The organism is Leptospira perolatii (genome assembly GCF_002811875.1).
In the GTDB taxonomy this organism is placed as follows: domain Bacteria; phylum Spirochaetota; class Leptospiria; order Leptospirales; family Leptospiraceae; genus Leptospira_B; species Leptospira_B perolatii.
Window position 1 is genome coordinate 20,727 of sequence record NZ_NPDZ01000002.1, and the last position, 18,883, is coordinate 39,609.

The 18,883-nt window shown below is 42.9% G+C and carries 19 protein-coding genes; 13 read left to right on the forward strand and 6 right to left on the reverse strand.

Translation table 11 applies throughout. The features are described from left to right. Nucleotides 1-151 precede the first annotated feature (151 nt). The 5 genes from CH373_RS03965 to rsmI all read left to right on the forward strand — a co-directional run bounded on the left by CH373_RS03965 (nucleotide 152) and on the right by rsmI (nucleotide 4,252). Nucleotides 152-997: a sulfurtransferase gene (locus CH373_RS03965; RefSeq protein WP_100714546.1), complete on the forward strand. Its 846-nt coding sequence runs from the start codon at nucleotides 152-154 to the stop codon at nucleotides 995-997. 46 nt (nucleotides 998-1,043) lie between these two features. Next, a complete protein-coding gene (locus tag CH373_RS03970; RefSeq protein ID WP_100714545.1) occupies nucleotides 1,044-1,502 on the forward strand; it encodes a thiol-disulfide oxidoreductase DCC family protein in 459 nt (152 codons plus the stop codon). 338 nt (nucleotides 1,503-1,840) lie between these two features. Continuing rightward, entirely contained in the window at nucleotides 1,841-2,632 is a 792-nt protein-coding gene (locus CH373_RS03975) for a M23 family metallopeptidase (RefSeq protein ID WP_100714544.1), read from the forward strand. A 5-nt stretch (nucleotides 2,633-2,637) separates the two neighbouring features. Continuing rightward, nucleotides 2,638-3,453 carry an HAD family hydrolase gene (locus CH373_RS03980; RefSeq protein WP_100714543.1) on the forward strand — a complete coding sequence of 272 codons (816 nt, stop codon included), beginning with the start codon at nucleotides 2,638-2,640 and terminating at the stop codon, nucleotides 3,451-3,453. A 16-nt stretch (nucleotides 3,454-3,469) separates the two neighbouring features. Beyond that, nucleotides 3,470-4,252, forward strand: coding sequence for a 16S rRNA (cytidine(1402)-2'-O)-methyltransferase (gene rsmI, locus CH373_RS03985; protein ID WP_100714542.1), 783 nt, complete (start codon nucleotides 3,470-3,472; stop codon nucleotides 4,250-4,252). On the opposite strand, the gene CH373_RS03990 is transcribed toward rsmI, so the two are convergent. Together CH373_RS03990 and CH373_RS03995 are read right to left on the reverse strand one after the other, a co-directional pair. After that, nucleotides 4,173-5,018 carry a hypothetical protein gene (locus CH373_RS03990; protein WP_100714541.1) on the reverse strand — a complete coding sequence of 282 codons (846 nt, stop codon included), beginning with the start codon at nucleotides 5,016-5,018 and terminating at the stop codon, nucleotides 4,173-4,175. The genes rsmI and CH373_RS03990 overlap by 80 nt on opposite strands. Nucleotides 5,019-5,077: 59 nt before the next feature. Beyond that, nucleotides 5,078-5,749 (reverse strand): RluA family pseudouridine synthase, encoded by a 672-nt coding sequence (locus CH373_RS03995; protein WP_100714540.1) that lies wholly within the window; start codon nucleotides 5,747-5,749, stop codon nucleotides 5,078-5,080. A 143-nt stretch (nucleotides 5,750-5,892) separates the two neighbouring features. Between CH373_RS03995 and CH373_RS04000 the strand changes: the two genes are divergently transcribed. Beyond that, on the forward strand, nucleotides 5,893-6,507 hold the full coding sequence (locus tag CH373_RS04000) for a helix-turn-helix domain-containing protein (RefSeq protein WP_100714539.1): 615 nt from the start codon (nucleotides 5,893-5,895) through the stop codon (nucleotides 6,505-6,507). A 13-nt stretch (nucleotides 6,508-6,520) separates the two neighbouring features. Then, on the forward strand, nucleotides 6,521-7,579 hold the full coding sequence (locus tag CH373_RS04005; RefSeq protein ID WP_243393248.1) for a hypothetical protein: 1,059 nt from the start codon (nucleotides 6,521-6,523) through the stop codon (nucleotides 7,577-7,579). A gap of 26 nt (nucleotides 7,580-7,605) precedes the next feature. On the opposite strand, the gene CH373_RS04010 is transcribed toward CH373_RS04005, so the two are convergent. After that, nucleotides 7,606-9,108 carry a sodium:proton antiporter gene (locus tag CH373_RS04010; RefSeq protein ID WP_100714538.1) on the reverse strand — a complete coding sequence of 501 codons (1,503 nt, stop codon included), beginning with the start codon at nucleotides 9,106-9,108 and terminating at the stop codon, nucleotides 7,606-7,608. Between the two features lie 228 nt (nucleotides 9,109-9,336). On the opposite strand from CH373_RS04010, the gene perRB reads away from it, so the two are divergent. After that, nucleotides 9,337-9,771, forward strand: coding sequence for a peroxide-responsive transcriptional repressor PerRB (perRB, locus tag CH373_RS04015; protein WP_100714537.1), 435 nt, complete (start codon nucleotides 9,337-9,339; stop codon nucleotides 9,769-9,771). Nucleotides 9,772-9,800: 29 nt separating this feature from the next. Here perRB and lpdA read toward each other — a convergent pair whose 3' ends face one another. Further along, complete coding sequence (lpdA, locus tag CH373_RS04020) at nucleotides 9,801-11,219, reverse strand: dihydrolipoyl dehydrogenase (protein ID WP_100714536.1); 1,419 nt, start codon at nucleotides 11,217-11,219, stop codon at nucleotides 9,801-9,803. A gap of 23 nt (nucleotides 11,220-11,242) precedes the next feature. Next, the gene (locus tag CH373_RS04025) at nucleotides 11,243-11,986 is read right to left on the reverse strand and encodes a class I SAM-dependent DNA methyltransferase (protein WP_100714535.1); all 744 of its coding nucleotides are present in this window, start codon (nucleotides 11,984-11,986) and stop codon (nucleotides 11,243-11,245) included. A 67-nt stretch (nucleotides 11,987-12,053) separates the two neighbouring features. Here CH373_RS04025 and CH373_RS04030 point away from each other — a divergent pair, with 67 nt between their 5' ends. From CH373_RS04030 to CH373_RS04045, 4 genes are all read left to right on the forward strand, one after another. Next, on the forward strand, nucleotides 12,054-13,133 hold the full coding sequence (locus CH373_RS04030) for a hypothetical protein (RefSeq protein WP_125170017.1): 1,080 nt from the start codon (nucleotides 12,054-12,056) through the stop codon (nucleotides 13,131-13,133). Then, nucleotides 13,124-13,636, forward strand: a complete 513-nt coding sequence (locus CH373_RS04035; RefSeq protein ID WP_100714533.1) for a chemotaxis protein CheX — start codon at nucleotides 13,124-13,126, stop codon at nucleotides 13,634-13,636. The genes CH373_RS04030 and CH373_RS04035 overlap by 10 nt, the downstream gene beginning before the upstream one ends. 63 nt (nucleotides 13,637-13,699) lie before the next feature. Next, nucleotides 13,700-14,743: an alpha/beta hydrolase family protein gene (locus CH373_RS04040; protein WP_100714532.1), complete on the forward strand. Its 1,044-nt coding sequence runs from the start codon at nucleotides 13,700-13,702 to the stop codon at nucleotides 14,741-14,743. A gap of 250 nt (nucleotides 14,744-14,993) precedes the next feature. Continuing rightward, nucleotides 14,994-16,493 (forward strand): DUF342 domain-containing protein, encoded by a 1,500-nt coding sequence (locus tag CH373_RS04045; RefSeq protein ID WP_100714531.1) that lies wholly within the window; start codon nucleotides 14,994-14,996, stop codon nucleotides 16,491-16,493. 7 nt (nucleotides 16,494-16,500) lie between these two features. Here the strand turns inward: CH373_RS04045 and mtnA are convergent, their stop codons facing one another. Continuing rightward, nucleotides 16,501-17,607 (reverse strand): S-methyl-5-thioribose-1-phosphate isomerase, encoded by a 1,107-nt coding sequence (gene mtnA / locus CH373_RS04050; RefSeq protein WP_100714530.1) that lies wholly within the window; start codon nucleotides 17,605-17,607, stop codon nucleotides 16,501-16,503. Between the two features lie 167 nt (nucleotides 17,608-17,774). Here mtnA and CH373_RS04055 point away from each other — a divergent pair, with 167 nt between their 5' ends. Continuing rightward, a complete protein-coding gene (locus tag CH373_RS04055; protein ID WP_100714572.1) occupies nucleotides 17,775-18,773 on the forward strand; it encodes a rhomboid family intramembrane serine protease in 999 nt (332 codons plus the stop codon). Nucleotides 18,774-18,883 lie beyond the last annotated feature (110 nt).

Consider the following 18,883-nt stretch of genomic DNA (forward strand, 5'->3'; position numbering starts at 1 on the left):
CCGTTTCTAAACTTTGTCAAATCGGAGGAAATTTTATCTTTATGTCGCGAATTTCTTTCGTCGTTAAAAAAAAGTTAAACAACCAAACGGGACAATGAAATATGGTTAAATCGAAGTTTTACGATATAAACGAATCATACGGTAGGAAATTTTGACTAGTTGGAGTTTTATCAAATCTGACCTGACCGACCAGGACCTATTCATCGACTGTCGCTCTCAGACGCAATTTCAGGAATCCACTCTGAAAGGTGCGTACTATTTTCCATTTGTGAAAAAGGCATTCGCCTCTGATCCGGAATCACAAAAGAAAATGCTAGGCCCGATCGAGGAGATACTCAATCTCGCGAAGAAGGACAACAAAACTAGAATCCTAGTTTTTGATGAAGGAATGGGAATGTTCGCGGCAAGACTTGTGACGCTGTTACGCGCGGCAGGATTTGCTAATTGTTTTATCTTTGGACAACGCTGGCCGATTACCGGACCCTTGGAAAAGGGGACAAAAATTTTGGAGCCGGGTCCGGTCGCCAAAATCAGAAAGTTGGAAGGAATCGTTGATAAGGCATTCCTAGAAAAGAACCTAACTCGATTACAAATATTTGATACTCGCACCCAAGAAGAATACGAAGGAAAGATGCCTAGATTGACAGCTCCGGAGCCAGGAAGCCTTTGCGGTCGTCTGCCCGGTGCATTTCTCTGGGACTGGAGAATGTTATACGATGCTTCCGGCGAATTACTAGATAAGACCTTATTCAATAAAAAGCTGCGAACCTTTCCGTTTATGGCCGAAAGGACGACGGTCATTTATGATTACAATGGCGCCAGATCTTCTCTGCTTTCTTTAATGTTAAAAGAAGTGGGCTATAACGATGTGAATGTCTACATCGGCTCATGGTTTGAATGGAGAAAGTCAAGTTTACCTAAGCAAGCGGTCAGCGTTTACGGACAGGCAGGCCCTTCAACCGGTGCTCCAAGAGTAGGAGGGGCGGAAAGAAAGTAAGGATCATTAGACTTTTTTCCTTCGTCTAAAGTCTGTAGGAAAAATCATGGGAGCCGGTCCACCTAAGTCCAAACTAGAACAAGTCCAAGTAACTGTTGGTGCCATCGATAGGCCAGTGGTATTTTTCGATGGTGTATGCAATTTTTGTAATTCTTCGGTCAATTTACTTATAGCCTTGGATCGAAAATCCAGATTTTTATTCGCTAGCCTGCAGTCTGAAACAGCCAAAAAATTGGTTCCGGGGATCGCAGCTAGGTTGGACGGAACGGAAGCTAGTATGGTGCTGTACGATTCCGGAAAGCTGAAACTCAAATCGGACGCAATTTTAGGAATTGGGGTGCTCCTTGGATTTCCTTGGAGCCTAGCTCGGATCGGATATATTTTTCCTAGATTTCTTCGAAACTCTATCTACGGATGGATCGCGCGAAACAGATACAAATGGTTCGGCAAAAAAGAAGTCTGCATGATCCCGGACCCGAAAGTCAAAGATCGATTTTTGCCTTAGCCAGGCTTTTTCTCCTCTAAAAACTTCTACCTTGAGGAATCTTTCCAGTTCGAAGGAATGTCGAAGAGACCATACTTCAGAAAATAAGCGATTTTCTTTGAAAAAGGATTATTTTAGATAAAAAACAGCGATTTATATATATAATTGTTTAATTTTGTATAAATTCGTTTATTTTCCTCAAATTTCAGAAACTTTCCAGGGACATTCTGCTAGAAAAATTCTTGTCCATACATCCTCTGCGACAACTATGGGCTGAACTTTCAAAATACCCCTGCCGATCTTAAGAACAATTGGAGTTTCTTAGGAAATTTTTTGGCAGTGCAAAAAGGAAAGACCAAATGAAAAGGAAAACCGGTTTCACTATTGCGGGAGGATGTGCACTCGTACTGCTATTGTTTTCGATCAACTCCTTTGCAAATGCACATTTGGAAGAAGTGAAAATCGACAACCAGTTCATACAAACCTACCAGAATAGAGAAGGAATTTGGGTGATTCCGGGGCGAGTTCGGGAATCTTTGGATGAGCTCTACCAAAAATATGGTACTTCCGAATTGGAAGTTAGAGTTCTCAATGGAATACATGCAGCGGGAAAAATCCCCAGCACTGAGCCTCTCTTCTTTCCATATAACAGCAATTATACTAGAAATCTGATTTTAGAGGATAAAGGTAGAGAGATCTTCCCTTCCGATTCTAGAGAATTCATTTGGCCTCTCGGTTTTAAGCATTCTCGTGTGACTTCTAGATTGGGGAGGAGATGGAATGCTCTTCATGCAGGTGTGGACATCGCTTGTCCTACAGGTTCTATCGTAATCGCTGCCGCAGATGGTGTGGTCCTAGATTCTAAAAGAGAGGGTGGTTACGGCTTAAGAGTTCTGATCCAACATCCTCAGATCAATAGTATACAGACATTGTATGCTCATAATTCTCTCTTGTTCGTAAAACAAGGGGACAAGGTCAAGAAAGGTCAGGTACTTGCACTTTCCGGAAATACAGGACATACGACCGGCCCTCACGTTCACTTCGAAGTACGTTACCAAAACGTAGTATTGAATCCGGAGCATTATCTTCCTGCGTTTCTGGCAGAAGGTGATTCTCAGGTGGCGATCGCAAAAGAAACCGTACAGCAATAATCTTCTTGTCTGAGCTAACAGCGGAGAACTGGTCTCCTAATATTCAATCTTTCTTAAATAGCCTGATTACTTCAGGGAAGCCTCAAAAAGTAGTATTCGATTTCGATAATACGATGGTTCGTCACGATTTCGGAGAAGCGGTAATGAATGAACTGCTTTTACGAGGAGTTCCTTGGATCGAAGATCTCTCGCTCTTTTTTTCGAATTCTCAAGTAGTGGAGAAGCTGGAGAGTTTGAGAAATACGAACAAACTGGAATTCAAAAATCTAGTCTGGGCAGAATATGATCTTTTGCAAAAGGAAAAAGGACTCGAAGCTGCCTATCGCTGGTCCTCCTGGATTTTTTCTGGAAGGTCGGACTCCGAATTGAGAAAAACCGCCTCCGAGTTATGGAAAAAAAATCTGTCTAGTAGCGATCAGGAATCCATAAAGCCCTATCTTCCAATTAAAGAACTGATATCCAGCCTGCAAAAAATTGGATCTGAAATTTGGATCGTGACTGCTTCTCCGGAAGGAATCATACAGGAAGTATCTGAATATTGGGGAATCTCGGAAAGCCGTGTATTCGGGATGAATCTTTCCAAAGTTGGAGGGAGGCTTACTCACGAAATTCAGGAACCTTTCACTTACGGAATGGGAAAGGTTCGCAGGCTTAAAAATTCTGGGGTGCTTTCGTGGGATTTAGCGTTCGGAGATACTGAAAACGATTTTCCGCTTTTGGAACACGCGAACAATAAAGGCATTTTTCTAGATAGAGGCAAGGGCAAGGTGCCACCCCAAAGTTCCCTGATTCAGCCTATCCAAAAATGGCAAACTATCTAAGCAGGCCGGAAGCCAAATGAACCAAGACGGTCCCGTATCAGACTCCAATTTAGGTGCAAAATCGGGAAGTGAGCTCGTATTAGTCTCGGTCCCGATCGGAAACCAAGAAGATTTGAGCGAAAGGGCAAAGCAGACTCTTTCCGGGGCGGACTTGATCATCGGAGAAGAGGCTCGAGTAGTAGCACCATTACTCAAGAAAATCGGAGTCCAAAAAGAATTCTTATTATTAAACGAACATACCGATTCTGCAGGGCTGCAAATTTTATTAAGCGAAGTATTTCGGCATAATGTAACAGTGCTGGTTTGTGATAGCGGGACTCCCGGAATCGAAGACCCAGGACGCGATTTGGTAAAGGCAGTACTGAATCGTGGAGGAAAGGTCCGGTCCGTGCCCGGCCCGGCGGCACTGGTAGTCGCACTGAGTATTTCCGGATTCGTAACTTCTCCCTTTACTTTCGGAGGGTTTCTTTCTAGGGATTCGGCGGAAAGAAAAAGACAGATCAAGGATTACCTTCGTCTGGGGCATGCTCTTGTTTTCTATGAAACACCTTACAGATATAAGGCGGTCCTGCACGACTTGGCTGAAGTACTTCGAGAGCTCAGTGAGGAGAGAAAAATCTTTTTAGGCTTGGATTTGACCTCCGAAGACGAGATTCAGATTCGCGGCTCAGCGAAGGAAGTTCTTGCAAAAGTGGAAGAACTTCCTAAAAAAAATCCGGTCATCGTGATTTCAGAAAAGCAGGCATTTCCGGCAACTTCGATTCGGTCCAAACCCAAGCACCGACGAGAGAAACGATAGGCTCTTTTTCTCCATTTAAAATTCGTAATAGTGCATTCTTTAAATCTTCTGGTTCTGTAATTCGATATGGTTGGCTCGGAAACTTAGATCCGAAACTTTCCTGTTCTTTTTGTTTTACATAGTCCAGGAAAAATTCTGGAAATTTCTTTCCGGAATTTTTTTGCTCTTCGACCAAGTTCTTTAGATCAGTATGAGGAGTGGATTTTGCGAGTCTTTGCAAAATCAGAGTAATTCCTCGGACACTCTGGCTAAAAAAAGTTCCGGCGCGGATGATTTTTCTAGAATCAGGTTTTTCTAATGCCCATTCTTCCATTTTCTTTTTGATAAAGCCCATTGAGCCGTAGAACATCAGTAGGTGAGGCAAGTAATAATACGCTGAGTAACCGATCGTTAGTCTAGGTTGCAACTTTTGCTCGAGCTCTACCATTGGATCTAGGCAGAATTTCAACCCCGAGACGATATCCTTTTCGGGAGTTTCGGAAACAGGGTAGCCCAAGTTAGATCTTGCTGGAGTGTAGATGAGTGTGTCCACTTTTGAGGATTCGGTCTGCAGTTCCTTCAAAACTTTTTGAACTGCTTCTTTAGGATCTTCTAATGCAATTCCTTTTAGTGTTCGATCCGAACCAGACACCTCGGATTCACCAGAAGTGGTCGCTATGATTTTCCAGGCTCGACCGGATTTGGACCTGTCCTCTTGGAAAGCCTGGATTGCGCTTTGCCCAGCCATACCTGAACCACCGATAATTAATGCGATTGGATTCGACATAGGATCGACCTCTTTACTGGAATCTTAGACTAAGAATGAAAGTGGCTAGAATCCGAAAATTAAAAGGATATTCCAGGAAAAAACTGCAAGTAGGGTCGAAAATCTTTGTTTGGTGGAGAAACGATTTTGGTTAGAGTTCCTTCCTCATTTCTGAACGTAAGTCTATAGGAATGAAGTAGGCAGCGCTCTATAATTCCGCTTTTCCGAAGTGGCTTGGAATTGTAGACCTTGTCTCCTAAAATCGGAAAGCCGGCGGTAGAGATTTGGAATCGAATCTGGTGTCTTCGACCCGTAATTAATTTTGCTTCCAAAAGAGAAAGGTTCTGTTCTGAGTTTCGGGAGAGCACTTTGAACTCAGTGATCGCTTTTTTTCCCCCGGATCGAACTGATTGCACCCTGCCTTTTCCGTCTTTCAGAAAGCACTCTTCTCTGAATTCATCTTTGGAAGGAACACCCTCCACTACGCAGAGATACATCTTCTCCGACTGCCGTAAAATCTCATCGGCTTCTTTGTTTCTCTCCGGCTCGGTGCAAAATAACACAAGACCGCTGGTCTCCAGATCGAGTCGATTGACCAGTCTGAGGTAAGTTAGGTTCTCCTGTTCTTGCAAAAGGTCGGCGAAGTTTTGTCGATTTTGGTCCAGGGTAGCATGCACCGGAATTCCGGCAGGTTTTTCGGCCAATAAAAGGAAATTTCCGCGGTAATGGATTTTGATTTGGGAGGTAGGCAATGGGCTCTGTCGTAACTTCGTCACTGAATCATTCTCCCCAGCGAACCTGGATTAACTCCAAAATAGCACAGTGTTCTCTTGTGTCCCGGGTTTTTTGTGAATTTAGATTGACACTTCTTCCGTTATATTGGATGAAACAGAGTATGAGTCAGGCTGGAGCCGAGGAGCTGGAAGGGAACGAGGTTGTTTCCAGCGAGCATATCACCGAAGTCGTAAAAGAAAATCTCAAATTAATCCGACATACCAAGGGCCTCTCCCTGGACAAATTGGCTTCGAGATGTGGTGTGAGTAGGGCCATGCTTTCCCAAATCGAACAGGGCAAGAGCGTTCCGACCATAGCAGTTCTTTGGAAAATCGCGAACGGATTAAATGTGCCTTTTAGCGATTTATTAAAAGAAAAGAGCACGGACGGAATTTTAGTCTTAAAAGCAGAGAACACCAAGGTTTTATATTCCAGTTCGAAAGTATTTTCCAGTCGCGCATTGTTTCCGTTTTTGGGGAATAGAAGAGTAGAATTCTACGAATTGATCCTAAAGCCCGGAGGCATTGAAGTAGCCGAGCCACACCAGTCCGGCACCACCGAAAATATCGTAGTAGTCACCGGTAAACTAAGACTTCGTGTCGGAGAGAAAGTAGTGGAATTAGAGCCAAAAGATTCCGTCTACTTTCGTGCGGATGTTCCTCACGAATATATTAATCCCACGGATAATGAAACTCTAATGTATCTTGTGATGGATTACAGAGACGAAGTTTCGTGAGAATCCGGATCGAATGAGATCCTTCCTTTTACTGCAAGCTGTCTGTTTTTCCTTTCTTACGCTCGGATTTATTTCCGAGATAGAATCGCAATCCAAGAAATCCGAAGATAGTTCGGTTCTGCCTTCGGGTTATTTCGGAGTCGATCGAAGAGAAGAGCAAGTATCCTGCAATGACTCGGATTGCATTAAATACACATTGGCCGAGATCGAAGAAAAGGGCGGAACCTCTGAGATCAAAAGACTCATGTCCGAAAACGTGGGAAAAGTGCTCATCGAGACGAACGCAAAACCGCTTAAATTGGGCGATGATGAGTTCGAAGACATTCGAGTCTTTCTATTAGAAATTTCTAAACGAGGTGGCCGTGTCGCCGTCGAAAAACTATATATCGCGATTCGAGGTTTGGAATTCCCAGAACCACCATTGTTAAAAGATGTAGGCCTTGTCGGTTGGAACGTATTCCAACGCATATATCGAGCGATTTATTACCGGCATACTAATGAGTACAACGCAAAAGTACTCTATCATCCGGGAACCGGAAACATAGTAATGGTCTACTTTTCTCACAAAAATTACGGGGACCTATGTGAAACGGTTTTCTCTACTTGCAATGAAATCGCCTACCTGGACGAAGAGAGCTTCGATCTGCAATTATCTGGCGCTTTGAAAGAGTCTCTCGGAAAGAATATCCCGGTAAGAGTGAATTTTCTGCAGACGGATGCAAATATGCCCCAGGCAAAACTGGATTGGGATCTTTTGAAAGGAATGAACCGATCTGTAAGAATGTATAAATGGATATTGGCAGCTCAGGAAAGAGAGGTAAAGCCCGTAAGCAAGTCCAGGTTTATTCCGTTTCAAGCTGCGCTAACAGTTATCGATTATTCTTTGTCGTTATACGACTGGGTAAAACAGGCGCTGATGTACAAACCGGCAAATAGTACAAAAGCAGAAATCCTTTATGTAGAGGACGTTTCAGATCCCCAGATCGGATCCCAGGATGCCACTTCCAAACCGAGAAAGATACATTCGGTAGTATTTTCCCCGATCCCACCTGAGAAAAACGCCTCCGAGTAATCTCGAAGACGCTTTTCAGTAACCTTCTAATATTTCAAAAAGAAAATAAAAGTAATCAGGATGAAGGTCGGGATTAGTAGGCATAAGGTATAAAGAACATAGCCTCCGAAGCTAGGCATCTTTATTTTATTCTCTTCCGCTACCGATTTTACCATAAAGTTAGGTGCGTTCCCGATATAGGTCAGAGCACCCATGAACACGGCCCCAACCGAAATCGCTTTTAATAAAGTCTCGGCGATCGGATCACCAAGGATCTGATGCATATCGGTATAACCCAAGAATCCCTTCGCGAGAGAGACGAATGTGAGATAAGTCGGCGCATTATCCAGAACTCCGGAGAATAGACCGGTTACCCAGAAAAATTGCCAAGGCTCAGTGACTCCAAGCTCTTTTCCATGATGTTCCAAAAGAATCAGTGCTGGAATCATCGTTAAGAAAATTCCGATGAACAAATACGCTACTTCTTGGATTGGGTGAAGAGTGAATTTGTTTTTTTCTCGTAGCTTGATATCCGAAGTCAGTTTGGAAAGAAGGATCAGCAGTAATAGTATTCCTTCCCGAACGAAAGCAATGTAAGGATATTCTTTGATCGCGGGAATATAATTTTCATTTAAGAATGCAACGCAGAGAACAACTCCGAAAAGCCAGATCAAGTTGGACTGTCCTTCGATTCCAATCGGTTGTCTCTTTGCATGGTCGACCTTCAGTGCTTTTTGGGTCTCTTTCTTGTACATGATCGTGTCCCAAGCAAAGTAGATAGCAAGCAAGAGGACCGAGGCAAAAAGCATTTCTGGCAATAGTTTGAATGTCCAGGTAAAAGGCACTCCTTGTAGGTAGCCTAAGAATAGAGGTGGATCTCCGAGGGGAGTTAAGGAACCGCCAATATTAGAAACAAGGAATATAAAAAAGATAACCGTGTGAACAACATGTTTCCTTTCAGAATTCGTATTCAAAATCGGACGAATCAAGAGCATCGAAGCTCCGGTTGTTCCGATAAACGAAGCCAAGAAAGTTCCTATGGTTAAGAAAATCGTGTTATTGACCGGAGTTGCTTCTATATCTCCGCTTAGGACGATTCCTCCGGATATATAGAATAGAGTTCCCAACAATATTATGAATGGGATATATTCAAAAACCATTGTATGGTAAATTTTTGCATACCAGCCGTAGGATAGAAGTACTCCGAGAGATAGACACCCAAGAGCCAGGGAAAGAATCAATTTATTCGTATTACTTTCCCACCAATGAGAAGTGGTATGAGATATGAGCGGTAGCAATGCTATGCTCAATAGGATCAGTATAAATGGAATTACTGACCAATACGGTAGCTCGTCTCCCAAGGCGCCATGATGAGCACTGGGTTGTTCGGTCGGTTGGACCTCTCCATTTTCATGGCTTTCTTGGGTCGAAGAATCTTCGGTTTGCACGAGCAAGTCCTTCGCCTTTTCTTTCAGATCCGCTTCAGCCGACAGAAATGCCGGCGACAATAGTGAGAGGAATAGTATAGAGGTTAAGAGTTGTTTTCTCATTGTTCCCAGGTTTTACCAGAATTTTGGTCAGACTAACGGAAAGAATATCGCTTTCAAAGTAAAAACCCGCTCGTGCCGGGTTTTTTCTCAGGGTTTTTAGTTGCGAAATTCTATCTAATCCCCAAGCTCTACTTAGGAATAGAGCTGAATTCAGGATTTTCCTTTATTTTCTTTTTCCCCAAACCGTCTGATAAATAAGAGGGGTCGGAATGCCGACCTTGACCGGAAATGAACCTGCTTCCTAAACGTAATAAATACTGTCTCACCCCAGATGAGATCGAAAAGCGATTAAAATCCGTTTCGATCCAGCCGACCATGCAGAGAATCTCGATTTGCCAGTATGTTCTCTGTGAGGCGGATCACCCAACTGCAGAAGAGGTCAAGGAATGGGTAGACAGCCGCTCTTTTAAGATGAGTCTCGCGACTGTTTATAACACTCTGAACGTTCTGGTTTCGTCCGGATTGTTAAGAGAATTCAAATTTTCTTGTCTAGGAAAATCTGTGTACGATAGCAATATTGACGATCATTATCACTTTTTTGACGAAGCTACTGGAAAATTCCACGATATAGATCCGACTATGCTAACTCTAAATTCCAATCTACCGTCCGAGTTCATAGTGAATAAGGTAGATATTCTTTTCTCCGGAAAAATCGAATCCTAAGCTTAATCAGCGGCCCTAAGAGCGGCCTTTTAAATATTAATCGCTTCGCCTAAGCTTTGTGCAGCGGCTTCCATAATACTTTCTGAAAGAGTAGGGTGAGCATGAATTCTACCCGCGATATCGTGAAGGGTCAATTCGGCTCCGATTCCTAAATTGATTTCTCCTAATATTTCGGTCGCACTAGGCCCAATGATATGGGCTCCCAAAATTTCTCCACTTCGCTTATCAGAAATAATTTTCACCATACCTTCCGTGTCACCAATCGCTTTGGCTCGACCGTTTGCAAGAAATGGAAACTTGCCAACTGAGATTTCGCGTCCTGATTTTATTGCTTCGTCTTCTTTCCATCCTACAGATGCAACTTCAGGATGACAGTAAGTACAAGCCGGGATTTTCTGATAGTCTATAGGTTCGAATACAAGACCATGCGGATTTCCTTTTTGAATAGAGATTGCTTCTGCGGCTTTGATCCCTTCCATGGAAGCAACGTGGGCCAATAGAGGAGGCCCGATACAATCGCCGATCGCGTAGATATTCGGTACACTGCTTTTTAGTTTGGAATCCACCTTGATGAATCCCTTTTGCAGAAAGACTCCGATTTCCTCCAAGTGCATATCAGAAGAGTTTGGGACCACTCCTATCGCGACGAGTACCCTCGAAAAATTTCGTCTTTCACCTTTAAGATCGATTCCAGTACCCTTGAGCAAAAGAGAAACTTCTTTTTCGGAAAGATTCGGTTCTGATACACTGACACCAGTGAGCACTTGGATGTTTCTTTTTTGAAAGGATCGGAGTAGTATTTTAGAAATTTCTAAATCTTCTAAAGGTAGAATAGAATCGAGCATTTCGATTAATGTGACCTTGGTACCCATGCTCGCATAGAAGTCAGCGAATTCTACTCCGATAGCTCCAGCTCCTACGATTGCCATTGATTCAGGAACAGATTCCTGAATCATTGCGTGCTTACTGGATAGAACTGTTTTACCGTCAAAATGCAAGCCCGGTAACTCTCTGGGCCTGGCGCCTGTAGCTAGGATAAAAAATTCAGAGCGAATCTCCTCCTTGGAGGTGTCCGGAAGCCAAATCGTATTTTTGTCTTTAAAAGTAGCCGCTCCTTTTTTGACCGAGATCTTATTCTTTTTCATAAGAAAGTCTACCCCGTTTGCCATCGAGTCCGCGACATCCCTAGAGCGACTAATTACTTTAGAAAAATCGAATTTAATTTCACCAGCTTTGAGACCAAAGGAGTCAGCCTTTTTCAGCGTTTCTAAAAGATGCGCGGATTCCAAAAGCGCTTTTGTAGGAATGCAGCCCCAGTTGAGGCAAACGCCTCCTAGCTTTTCCTTTTCCACGATGCAAACATTCATTCCGAGTTGGGAGGCGCGAATCGCGGCAACATATCCGCCAGGTCCCCCGCCGATCACAGTCACATCGTAATTTTCTGCCATTGGATCCTCTAGTCGGGTTAGTTTTAGGTACTTTTTTTCTTCAGAACAAGTATCATCCTGCTCGCATTGCTTCTAAATTTCATCTCGTTAAAGTTGGAATAAACGTTCAAAATTTCTAATCTATGCGCAGCTAGTATTTTCTGAAATTCGGAAAGAAAGAAAGCTCTCATCAAATGTTTGTCCTTAATTTCTTTGGAATTCAAGCTATAAACGTAGTTAACTTCGACCACGGTAGATTGGTCGGCGCGTATTAAGCGAAATCCACGATTTCTCTGAATCGCCGTGGCTTTAGATTTGATTTGTGTGACCGGACCAATCGGTTTTCGTTTGATCTTTCTAAGGGGTTCCGCATTCCATATTTCTAAGACTGCGATTCCGGCCGGCTTCAAGTTCATCTCGATTTTCTTGAGCGCCATGTTCACTTCCTCGTTGGAGAGGAGATAGTTGAAGGATCCGAATAAGCTGATGATTCCATCCCACTGTTCCTCGGATCGATAGGACTGCATTGTTCCGACATCGAATTTGCAATGAGCATATCTCTTCTTTGCAACCTCGATCATTTTTGCCGAAGAATCTACTCCCTTGGGTCGGTAGCCTAACGCTTGTAAATGGGTGACGTGTTCCCCTGTTCCGCATCCAAGATCTAAAAAGCTTTTGATTCTATACTTTCTGAACAGGCGGTCTAAGAATTGCGTTTCTTGATCGAATTTTCGGGCCGGTCTCTCGATATCGAAGTAATATTCTGCGAGTTCTGAGTAGAGTTTCATGGAAAAATCAATTGAGCGAAGAGCTAATCCGCCCGTTACATATAATAACGGAACGGAGTCCGGGAAAATGCAATTTTTCGCAGATTTTTTTCAGATTCCCCCAATCCTAATTCTGGCAAAAGCGGAATATACGATTTGGTGGGACCAGCAGACCTTGGCCCTTGGTATTGTATCCTTTGGCTTACTATGTCTGTTCGGCTTTGTAGTACGGATTCATATAGAAAAAAAAGAAACAAATGATCTAAGAGTCGATTCGATTCAAGGCCACTCACAATCGGAGAATCAGAACCTACCTAGATCGAATGCAAGTAAGGAAATCATAGAAGAGAAGGATCTCCCGCTTTCTAAGGATCGCAACATCTCAGACTTAAACTCTGGCGCAAAGAGATCTCGTTTTGCGATGCCGATTCAAGGTAGATGCTATGAGGCAGTCCGAAATTTTCTTTCCGGATTAGGAGACGATTCTAGTCAGAAATGGGAAGTGTATCTTTACGATTCGAAAAATTCTCTTGTTCTGGCTGCATCCAAGCAGGGGGGACTCTTGGTGTTTTCCGATGCGAGTATCAGTCATGACAACTCGGAAGGAATGACTTGGAGCCTAGAGTATGATGGACTTATCTTTGGAGAAGTCTGGTCAAGTTGGAATTTTGGAGCAGAACTCTCTTTGCAAAAACTTAGACCGAAGCTAGAGCAGCTTACGGAAGATTTGTATTTAGCTCATTATTTGCAAGATCCGGAAACTGGATTTGGTTCGGCACTTTCATTTTATAAATCGGTAGAGAAGAGCCGAGAAATCGGGTCAAACGAAGATATAATCGCACTCGTGGAGTTTGGAGACTCAAGACATTTAGCTTCTGTGTTTTCGAATCTAAAATTTTGGTGTGCGCAAAAATATGGAATGGACTTTAAGCTCTTTCGTCTCAAAGAAACTAGACTAGCTATAATTTTGAGTACACAAGTCTGGCTGAGATTCCAAAAAGAATTACCCGATTTGATGGAGTTCCTGGACCAAAAATTTCCTGGAACTTACATAAATATTGGAGCTTCGGTCAGGAGAAATCCTGAAGATCTTAATTGGGAAGGAAGAGCAAAGGAAGCGCTTGCAAAGTCCGAGGAAGAAGGAGTCAATCGATTGGTATGTCTCTAGACCTAGATCCGCTTTTAGATGAAAAGTTTATCCTGACAATCTCTCAGATCTTTCCGGAATACATTGAGAAAACTATTTCCGTAAAGGCAGTTCGGGAAGCTTTCGGTCCTTCTAAAAACGAAGGTTTGTGCTATGAAAATTGTACTCTCGTAGAGTTCCAGGGAGAGGCAACTGGGAAAGTTTTCTTCGCGATGGATGGTTATACAAAGCTCAAACTTTTGCCGAAAATCGCGAAGTCCTTCGATATAGATCCGACAATCCGAAGTCATGCGGCTTCTATCATGCTCGAATTTGCAAACCATATCTGCGCGGAGCTGATCTCTGAAATGAAATTGGGCAGATTTCAAATCGACATTCTTCCTCCGGAGGGATTGAACAATAAGTTAGTTTCCGTTGACTTGGAACATTTTAGACAGTACATTCTGATTTATTTCTTAAAAGACAATGATGCGAAAGAATATCTAGGAAGAGTGTATTTAATTCTTTTAATGAAGAAATATTAATCTTTCCGTCTATTCTTGTAGGAGGCTCGACAATCTCTTACCTTTCTTCGAACCGATACTTTCATGAATTTATATACTCTAAAGGGAATTCCGTTTTTATTAAAATATGCTGATATTATTCAGCTCCCCAGTCCAAAGCCTGAGTTGATTGGTTTAAGTTTGGATATCGGACTCGAATTGAAGACTAAAGTATTTCATCAGGGGTCGGATGCGCCGGTGATTTATGTGCAACACGGTATGAGCGCATGGGGAATCGAAGATCTGAGAATCCTTGCTCTGTGCAAGCATTTGTACAACTCAGGATTTACGGTATACCTTCCAGAATTGCCGGAAGTAAAAGCGTTAACGATTACTTATGATACGATTTTGAGAATTCGATCCGCGTTCAAGTCGATCTGCAAAATAGAGGAATCGAGCATTTCCTATTTCTCCGCGAGTTTTTCGGCTGGAATGGGAATGGTCGCCTTATCTCAGCCGGAGGAGCAGAACTGGCTGAATGCTACATTCTTGGTCGGAACTTATTCAGATTTTGGAAAAACTTTGCCCTTCGTAATCGAAAATTTCGAAAGAGACGAATACGCAGTTTCTGTATTACTTTTCAATTATATTCAGACTATAATTCCGAGTACGCACCGATTGCGGGAATACTTTTTTGAAACGGCTCTAGATGACGGTCTTCGCAGGACGGAAGATGAGAAAAAAGGGAGTAAAATCTATTCAGATCTTGAAAGCAAGGAAAGAGAGTTTATTGAAAAAATCAGGAGTGATTCGAATTATAGGGTAGAAATCGCGCAAAAAATAATTTCCTCACTTCCCGAAGGTTTTATCTTCCGGAGCTCGCCCGCGAATTTCTTACAAAATTGGCGGACTCCAATTGCGTTCTTGCACGGCTCGGATGATTCGGTGATTTCTCCAAAAGAGTCCGAATCGCTTTATTTTGCCTTAAATACAGAAAAATTCTCTGTCCGTTCCATGTATTTACCTAGTAAATTAATTACACACGGAGATCACCTTCCGTATTATACTCAGCTCCCTGAGGTGCTTCCTTTGGCTAGAATCTGGGGTTTTTTTCTGAAAAAAGCAAATCGCAGAAAATCCTTGTGTTGATTTTTTTGAAAAATATCCGTCCTTAATGTCAGGGACACTATTCTCTAATTATTAAACGACCACGTTTTTTTGTTAGCTGACTGGAAGCGAAGTCTTAATAAGAAGGTAGGATGGGGTTGCAGTTTCGCAGAACGTGAAATTAAAAGCTTGGGTTTGGCGGGATTAGGGACTATATATCCAGGAACAAAGAGCCTTGCAATTTTTAAAAACGGTGCAAGGAAACGTAGATGCCGATTGTTAATATGGTAGAATGGTTGTGAGTACAGATAAGAGCGCAGGCACCCCCGGAGTCCCGGAACAAGAAGTTAGTTGGGATAGCGTCTTTTCCCTCAAAATCGATGGGGACAATCTTGAAGCCGATTTAAGCATTCGTCCAGGAATGATCAAGGGCAGAGCACTAACTACTAGTGTAATTTTGGAATACCTACACGATCGAGACATATCTTTGGAGAGAATTCTTTCCGATGATATTTATCAAGCCCTCAAGAAATTACAGGCAAATACTACGAGAATGGATTTCTCTCCCTTGTCCTTTACGGTCGCCAAGGGATTTCCTCCCACAAAAGGAGAGGACGGTTGGTTGAAATTTTATCATCCTCAAGCCCAAAGGGTAAAGATTAAGGAAGATGGAAGCGCCGACTTTAGAAACATAGATCGCTATATCTACGTCAAGGTGGGCGAAAAGTTAGCTACCTTATTTGAAGGAATTCCTGGAAAAGCCGGGATGGATGTTTTCGGGAAACCGATTGCGCCGCCTTCGATAAAAAGACCTAAGCTCACCATTGGAAAAAACGTTGTTGAGAAGGTAGTGATTCAAGAGGACAAACCCCTCAAGGAATATTATGCCAACACAAATGGTGCAGTATTTTCCACTGAATCCTCTTTGACTGTATCGCAAGAACTTCAAATCGATTCGAACGTAGGTTTGGGAACAGGGAACGTCAGCTATGACGGAAACGTAATCGTAAAAGGCGATATAGAACCGGGATCTTCAGTCCACACTCAAGGCAGCTTGATTGTTAAAGGAAATGCCGAATCCACTGATCTCGCCGTTGGTGCAGATTTGGAAGTAAGCGGCGGAATCAAAGGGGATGGAAAGCAAGTAATCAAGGTCCACGGGAACCTGACTGCGAAGTTCATTGAGAACTGTGAGATAGAAGTGGAAGGAGATGTGATTGTAGAAGGATCCATTTTGAATTCGAAAATCCACTGTCTGGGAACAGTACTTCTAAATGGATCGAGCGGAAACTTGGTAACTTCCACTGTCACCGCCTTTAACGGTTTGACCTGTGCCAGTCTGGGTTCCCAAGCAGAGCTGGATACGACTGTTGAATTAGGATTTCATTATCAGAATGATAGAATTCTCCAAGATCTCGTAAAGAGATTACAAGCCGCCGAAAAGGAAATGGAGAAAATCATTCCGAAGATACAGCAAATCAAACAACTAGTGCAGAGATCAAGAGCCGCCCTTCCGGAAGAAAAGAAAGAGGCTTACAGAAAAGTATTCGAAGATTATAATCAAAAGAATAAATTTCTGGAAGCACTAAGACAAAAAATTGAAACTCTTAAGGCAGCCAGGTTTCATCCGGGCGAAGTTCACCTAGTAGTGAGAAAGGGAGCATACCCTGGAAGCATTATCAAATATAGAAGGCAGTTAGAAAAAGTAGAAAAGTTCCAATCTGCTTTTATGATGAAGTTTCATCCAGGCCAAGACAAGGCCGCGATGGTTGCTGTCAAGGTCGCTAAATAGCTTTAGGTTAACGCCTTGCCTGCTCTAAGGCAAGATCTCCAAACACCAGTCCGATTTCCGAAGGCTTAACGATTCCTCTTTCCGTAATGAATGCAGTGATCAGATCCGAGGGAGTCACATCAAAGGAAGGGTTCAATGCCTTAACTTCTTTTGGTGCGATTACTCCTGAGTCCAAAATAGGAGATCCATCGGATTTTTTCAGAAAAGAAAGCCTGGTAACTTCTTCCTCGCTTCTCATTTCAATCGGGATATCTTTGCCGGATCGAATCTTAAAGTCGAAGCTCTTCTCAGTAGCCGCAATATAAAATGGTACTCCGTGGTGCTTGGCAACGATCGCTAGAGGAAAAGTTCCCACTTTGTTCGCGGCATCTCCGTTGGCCGCTACGCGATCCACACCTACGATTACTGCATCTATTTTTCGATCTGACATGAGCCAGCCGGAAGTGCTATCAGTAATTAGGAAGGAAGGAATTCCTTCTTCTAAGAGCTCCCATGTGGTAAGTCTTGCGCCCTGCAGATACGGCCTGGTTTCGTCTGCGTACACAGTCAAATCATGTCCGGCGTCTCTTAAGGACCGAATGACTCCTAAAGCTGTACCGTGTCCACCGGTAGCTAAAGCTCCAGTATTACAATGAGTTAATATACTAATTTTGGAAGGCGAACTTGGAAAGAGAGACAATCCGTTTTTTGCCAGAGAGATATTATTTCTGATATCTTCTTCCAAAACGTTGACTGCGAACTCTTCTGCTTTTTGAACGAACAAGCCGAATTCATTGGATTCGAAGAATTCTTTTGTTAAAAGACTATGGAATTCCTGGAGCGCTGTCCGCAGATTTACCGCGGTCGGTCGGGAATTCAGGATTCTAGTAGTGATCGATTCTAATTCGGAATAATCCGGCTTGGATTTTATGTTCTTTAACTCTAGAACAACTCCGAATAACCCGGTAATGGCGATTGCAGGAGCTCCCCGAACTACCATTTCGCGGATTGCAAAAATCGTTTCATCTGCCGTTTTTGCAATAAACCATTCTTTTTTTCCTGGGATCTGTCTCTGATCCAAAAGACGAAGCTGACTGCCTTCCCAAAAAATAGGGCGCAAATTTTCTCTATCCATACTACATTTTTAAGTCCGGGAGACTAAAGCGGACCACCTTTTTCTACGATTATTACTATGTGATTGAAATCATCCACCCTCTCCCGGGGGATGAGGACGAACCGGGGCTCTCCCAGCCCCGGCTTTGCCTACTTGACTCTTCTGCCAGTTCCGCTAATCATACCATTATGGCAAAGAGAATTTACGGAAAGACCCCTAAACTATTCGGGCTTTCCGTGCTGCATCCCCTAAACCTAGTTCTAATCGTGAATGTTAGCGTTTGGATTTTGCTCCTTTTGGAAGGTGGCAGGGGAGTTATTAATTATTATTTTGGACTGAACCCAAGTCTTGTGATCGAAAGAAAAATGTTCTGGCAGGTTTTTACTTACGGCTTCCTCCACAATGTGTCAGGCGACTTTCTGATGAAGTTTTTTCACATCGGGATGAATATGCTCGGACTTTATACTCTAGGTTTCTGGATTTGCAGGTACATGAATGAATGGAAATTTCTTGCTTTGTACCTGATTGCTCAACTAGGAGGAGGGATCTGTGTAGTGCTTTTCGCTTATTCGGGGCACTTCCTAGGAATCGTCGCGCCTGATTCAGTCTGGGATAGTTATCGAACGATTACGATCGGAGCGAGTGGAGGAGTGTTCGGAGTACTTGCTGTCTTCGGGCTAATGTTTCCGGAAGCTAAATTTGCATTCCCTCCTGTAAAAGCAAAGAATGCTGCTTGGGTACTGATCGGTTTTGGCTACTTGTTCGATATGATTAGCTACTTAAGCATAGTAGGCCATTGGTCCATTCAATTCGCGCCTTTCCCAGTAAGCAATTCAGGACATCTAGGAGGTGCTGTTTTCGGAATTAGTGCCTTCTACGTTTTATTTGATCGAAAGGCTTCGTTACCAAAACCACATTTTATTCGTCAAGAAGAAGATAGGCCCAAAGAAGTCAGAAAGAAATTGGAGGATCCCTTTGAAGAGCAGATCCGAAAAAATCGCGACTTGCTTGGAATATTGAGAGAGACCAAAGATAAGAGTGAGCAGGAAAAGATACTTTCCAAATTACAAGCAAAGGATACAAATCTTTGTCCTCCTCCAACTTTTAATACAGAGGATCCTTTTTGTCTTAGGTGTGACTGGTTGCCTAATTGTGCTTTAAGAAAGTTGAAGGAAGAGTCGCGTTAATTTTTATAGGGAACTAAGACTTGGAAAGTGAAGTCCAAAACTGTGGTAGAAGTATGTTAATTCCTTTTTTAAGAATCGAAGGAAGTTTAGAAATTTCTGGACATGAACGA

Bases quoted from the DNA above. Each gene is read 5' to 3' on its own strand.
- CH373_RS03970 (WP_100714545.1), top strand. From the start codon at position 1,044: ATGGGAGCCGGTCCACCTAAGTCCAAACTAGAACAAGTCCAAGTAACT.
- CH373_RS03975 (WP_100714544.1), top strand. From the start codon at position 1,841: ATGAAAAGGAAAACCGGTTTCACTATTGCGGGAGGATGTGCACTCGTA.
- rsmI (WP_100714542.1), top strand. From the start codon at position 3,470: ATGAACCAAGACGGTCCCGTATCAGACTCCAATTTAGGTGCAAAATCG.
- CH373_RS03990 (WP_100714541.1), bottom strand. From the start codon at position 5,018: ATGTCGAATCCAATCGCATTAATTATCGGTGGTTCAGGTATGGCTGGG.
- CH373_RS04000 (WP_100714539.1), top strand. From the start codon at position 5,893: ATGAGTCAGGCTGGAGCCGAGGAGCTGGAAGGGAACGAGGTTGTTTCC.
- CH373_RS04005 (WP_243393248.1), top strand. From the start codon at position 6,521: ATGAGATCCTTCCTTTTACTGCAAGCTGTCTGTTTTTCCTTTCTTACG.
- CH373_RS04010 (WP_100714538.1), bottom strand. From the start codon at position 9,108: ATGAGAAAACAACTCTTAACCTCTATACTATTCCTCTCACTATTGTCG.
- perRB (WP_100714537.1), top strand. From the start codon at position 9,337: ATGAACCTGCTTCCTAAACGTAATAAATACTGTCTCACCCCAGATGAG.
- lpdA (WP_100714536.1), bottom strand. From the start codon at position 11,219: ATGGCAGAAAATTACGATGTGACTGTGATCGGCGGGGGACCTGGCGGA.
- CH373_RS04025 (WP_100714535.1), bottom strand. From the start codon at position 11,986: ATGAAACTCTACTCAGAACTCGCAGAATATTACTTCGATATCGAGAGA.
- CH373_RS04030 (WP_125170017.1), top strand. From the start codon at position 12,054: ATGCAATTTTTCGCAGATTTTTTTCAGATTCCCCCAATCCTAATTCTG.
- CH373_RS04035 (WP_100714533.1), top strand. From the start codon at position 13,124: ATGTCTCTAGACCTAGATCCGCTTTTAGATGAAAAGTTTATCCTGACA.
- CH373_RS04040 (WP_100714532.1), top strand. From the start codon at position 13,700: ATGAATTTATATACTCTAAAGGGAATTCCGTTTTTATTAAAATATGCT.
- CH373_RS04045 (WP_100714531.1), top strand. From the start codon at position 14,994: ATGGTTGTGAGTACAGATAAGAGCGCAGGCACCCCCGGAGTCCCGGAA.
- mtnA (WP_100714530.1), bottom strand. From the start codon at position 17,607: ATGGATAGAGAAAATTTGCGCCCTATTTTTTGGGAAGGCAGTCAGCTT.
- CH373_RS04055 (WP_100714572.1), top strand. From the start codon at position 17,775: ATGGCAAAGAGAATTTACGGAAAGACCCCTAAACTATTCGGGCTTTCC.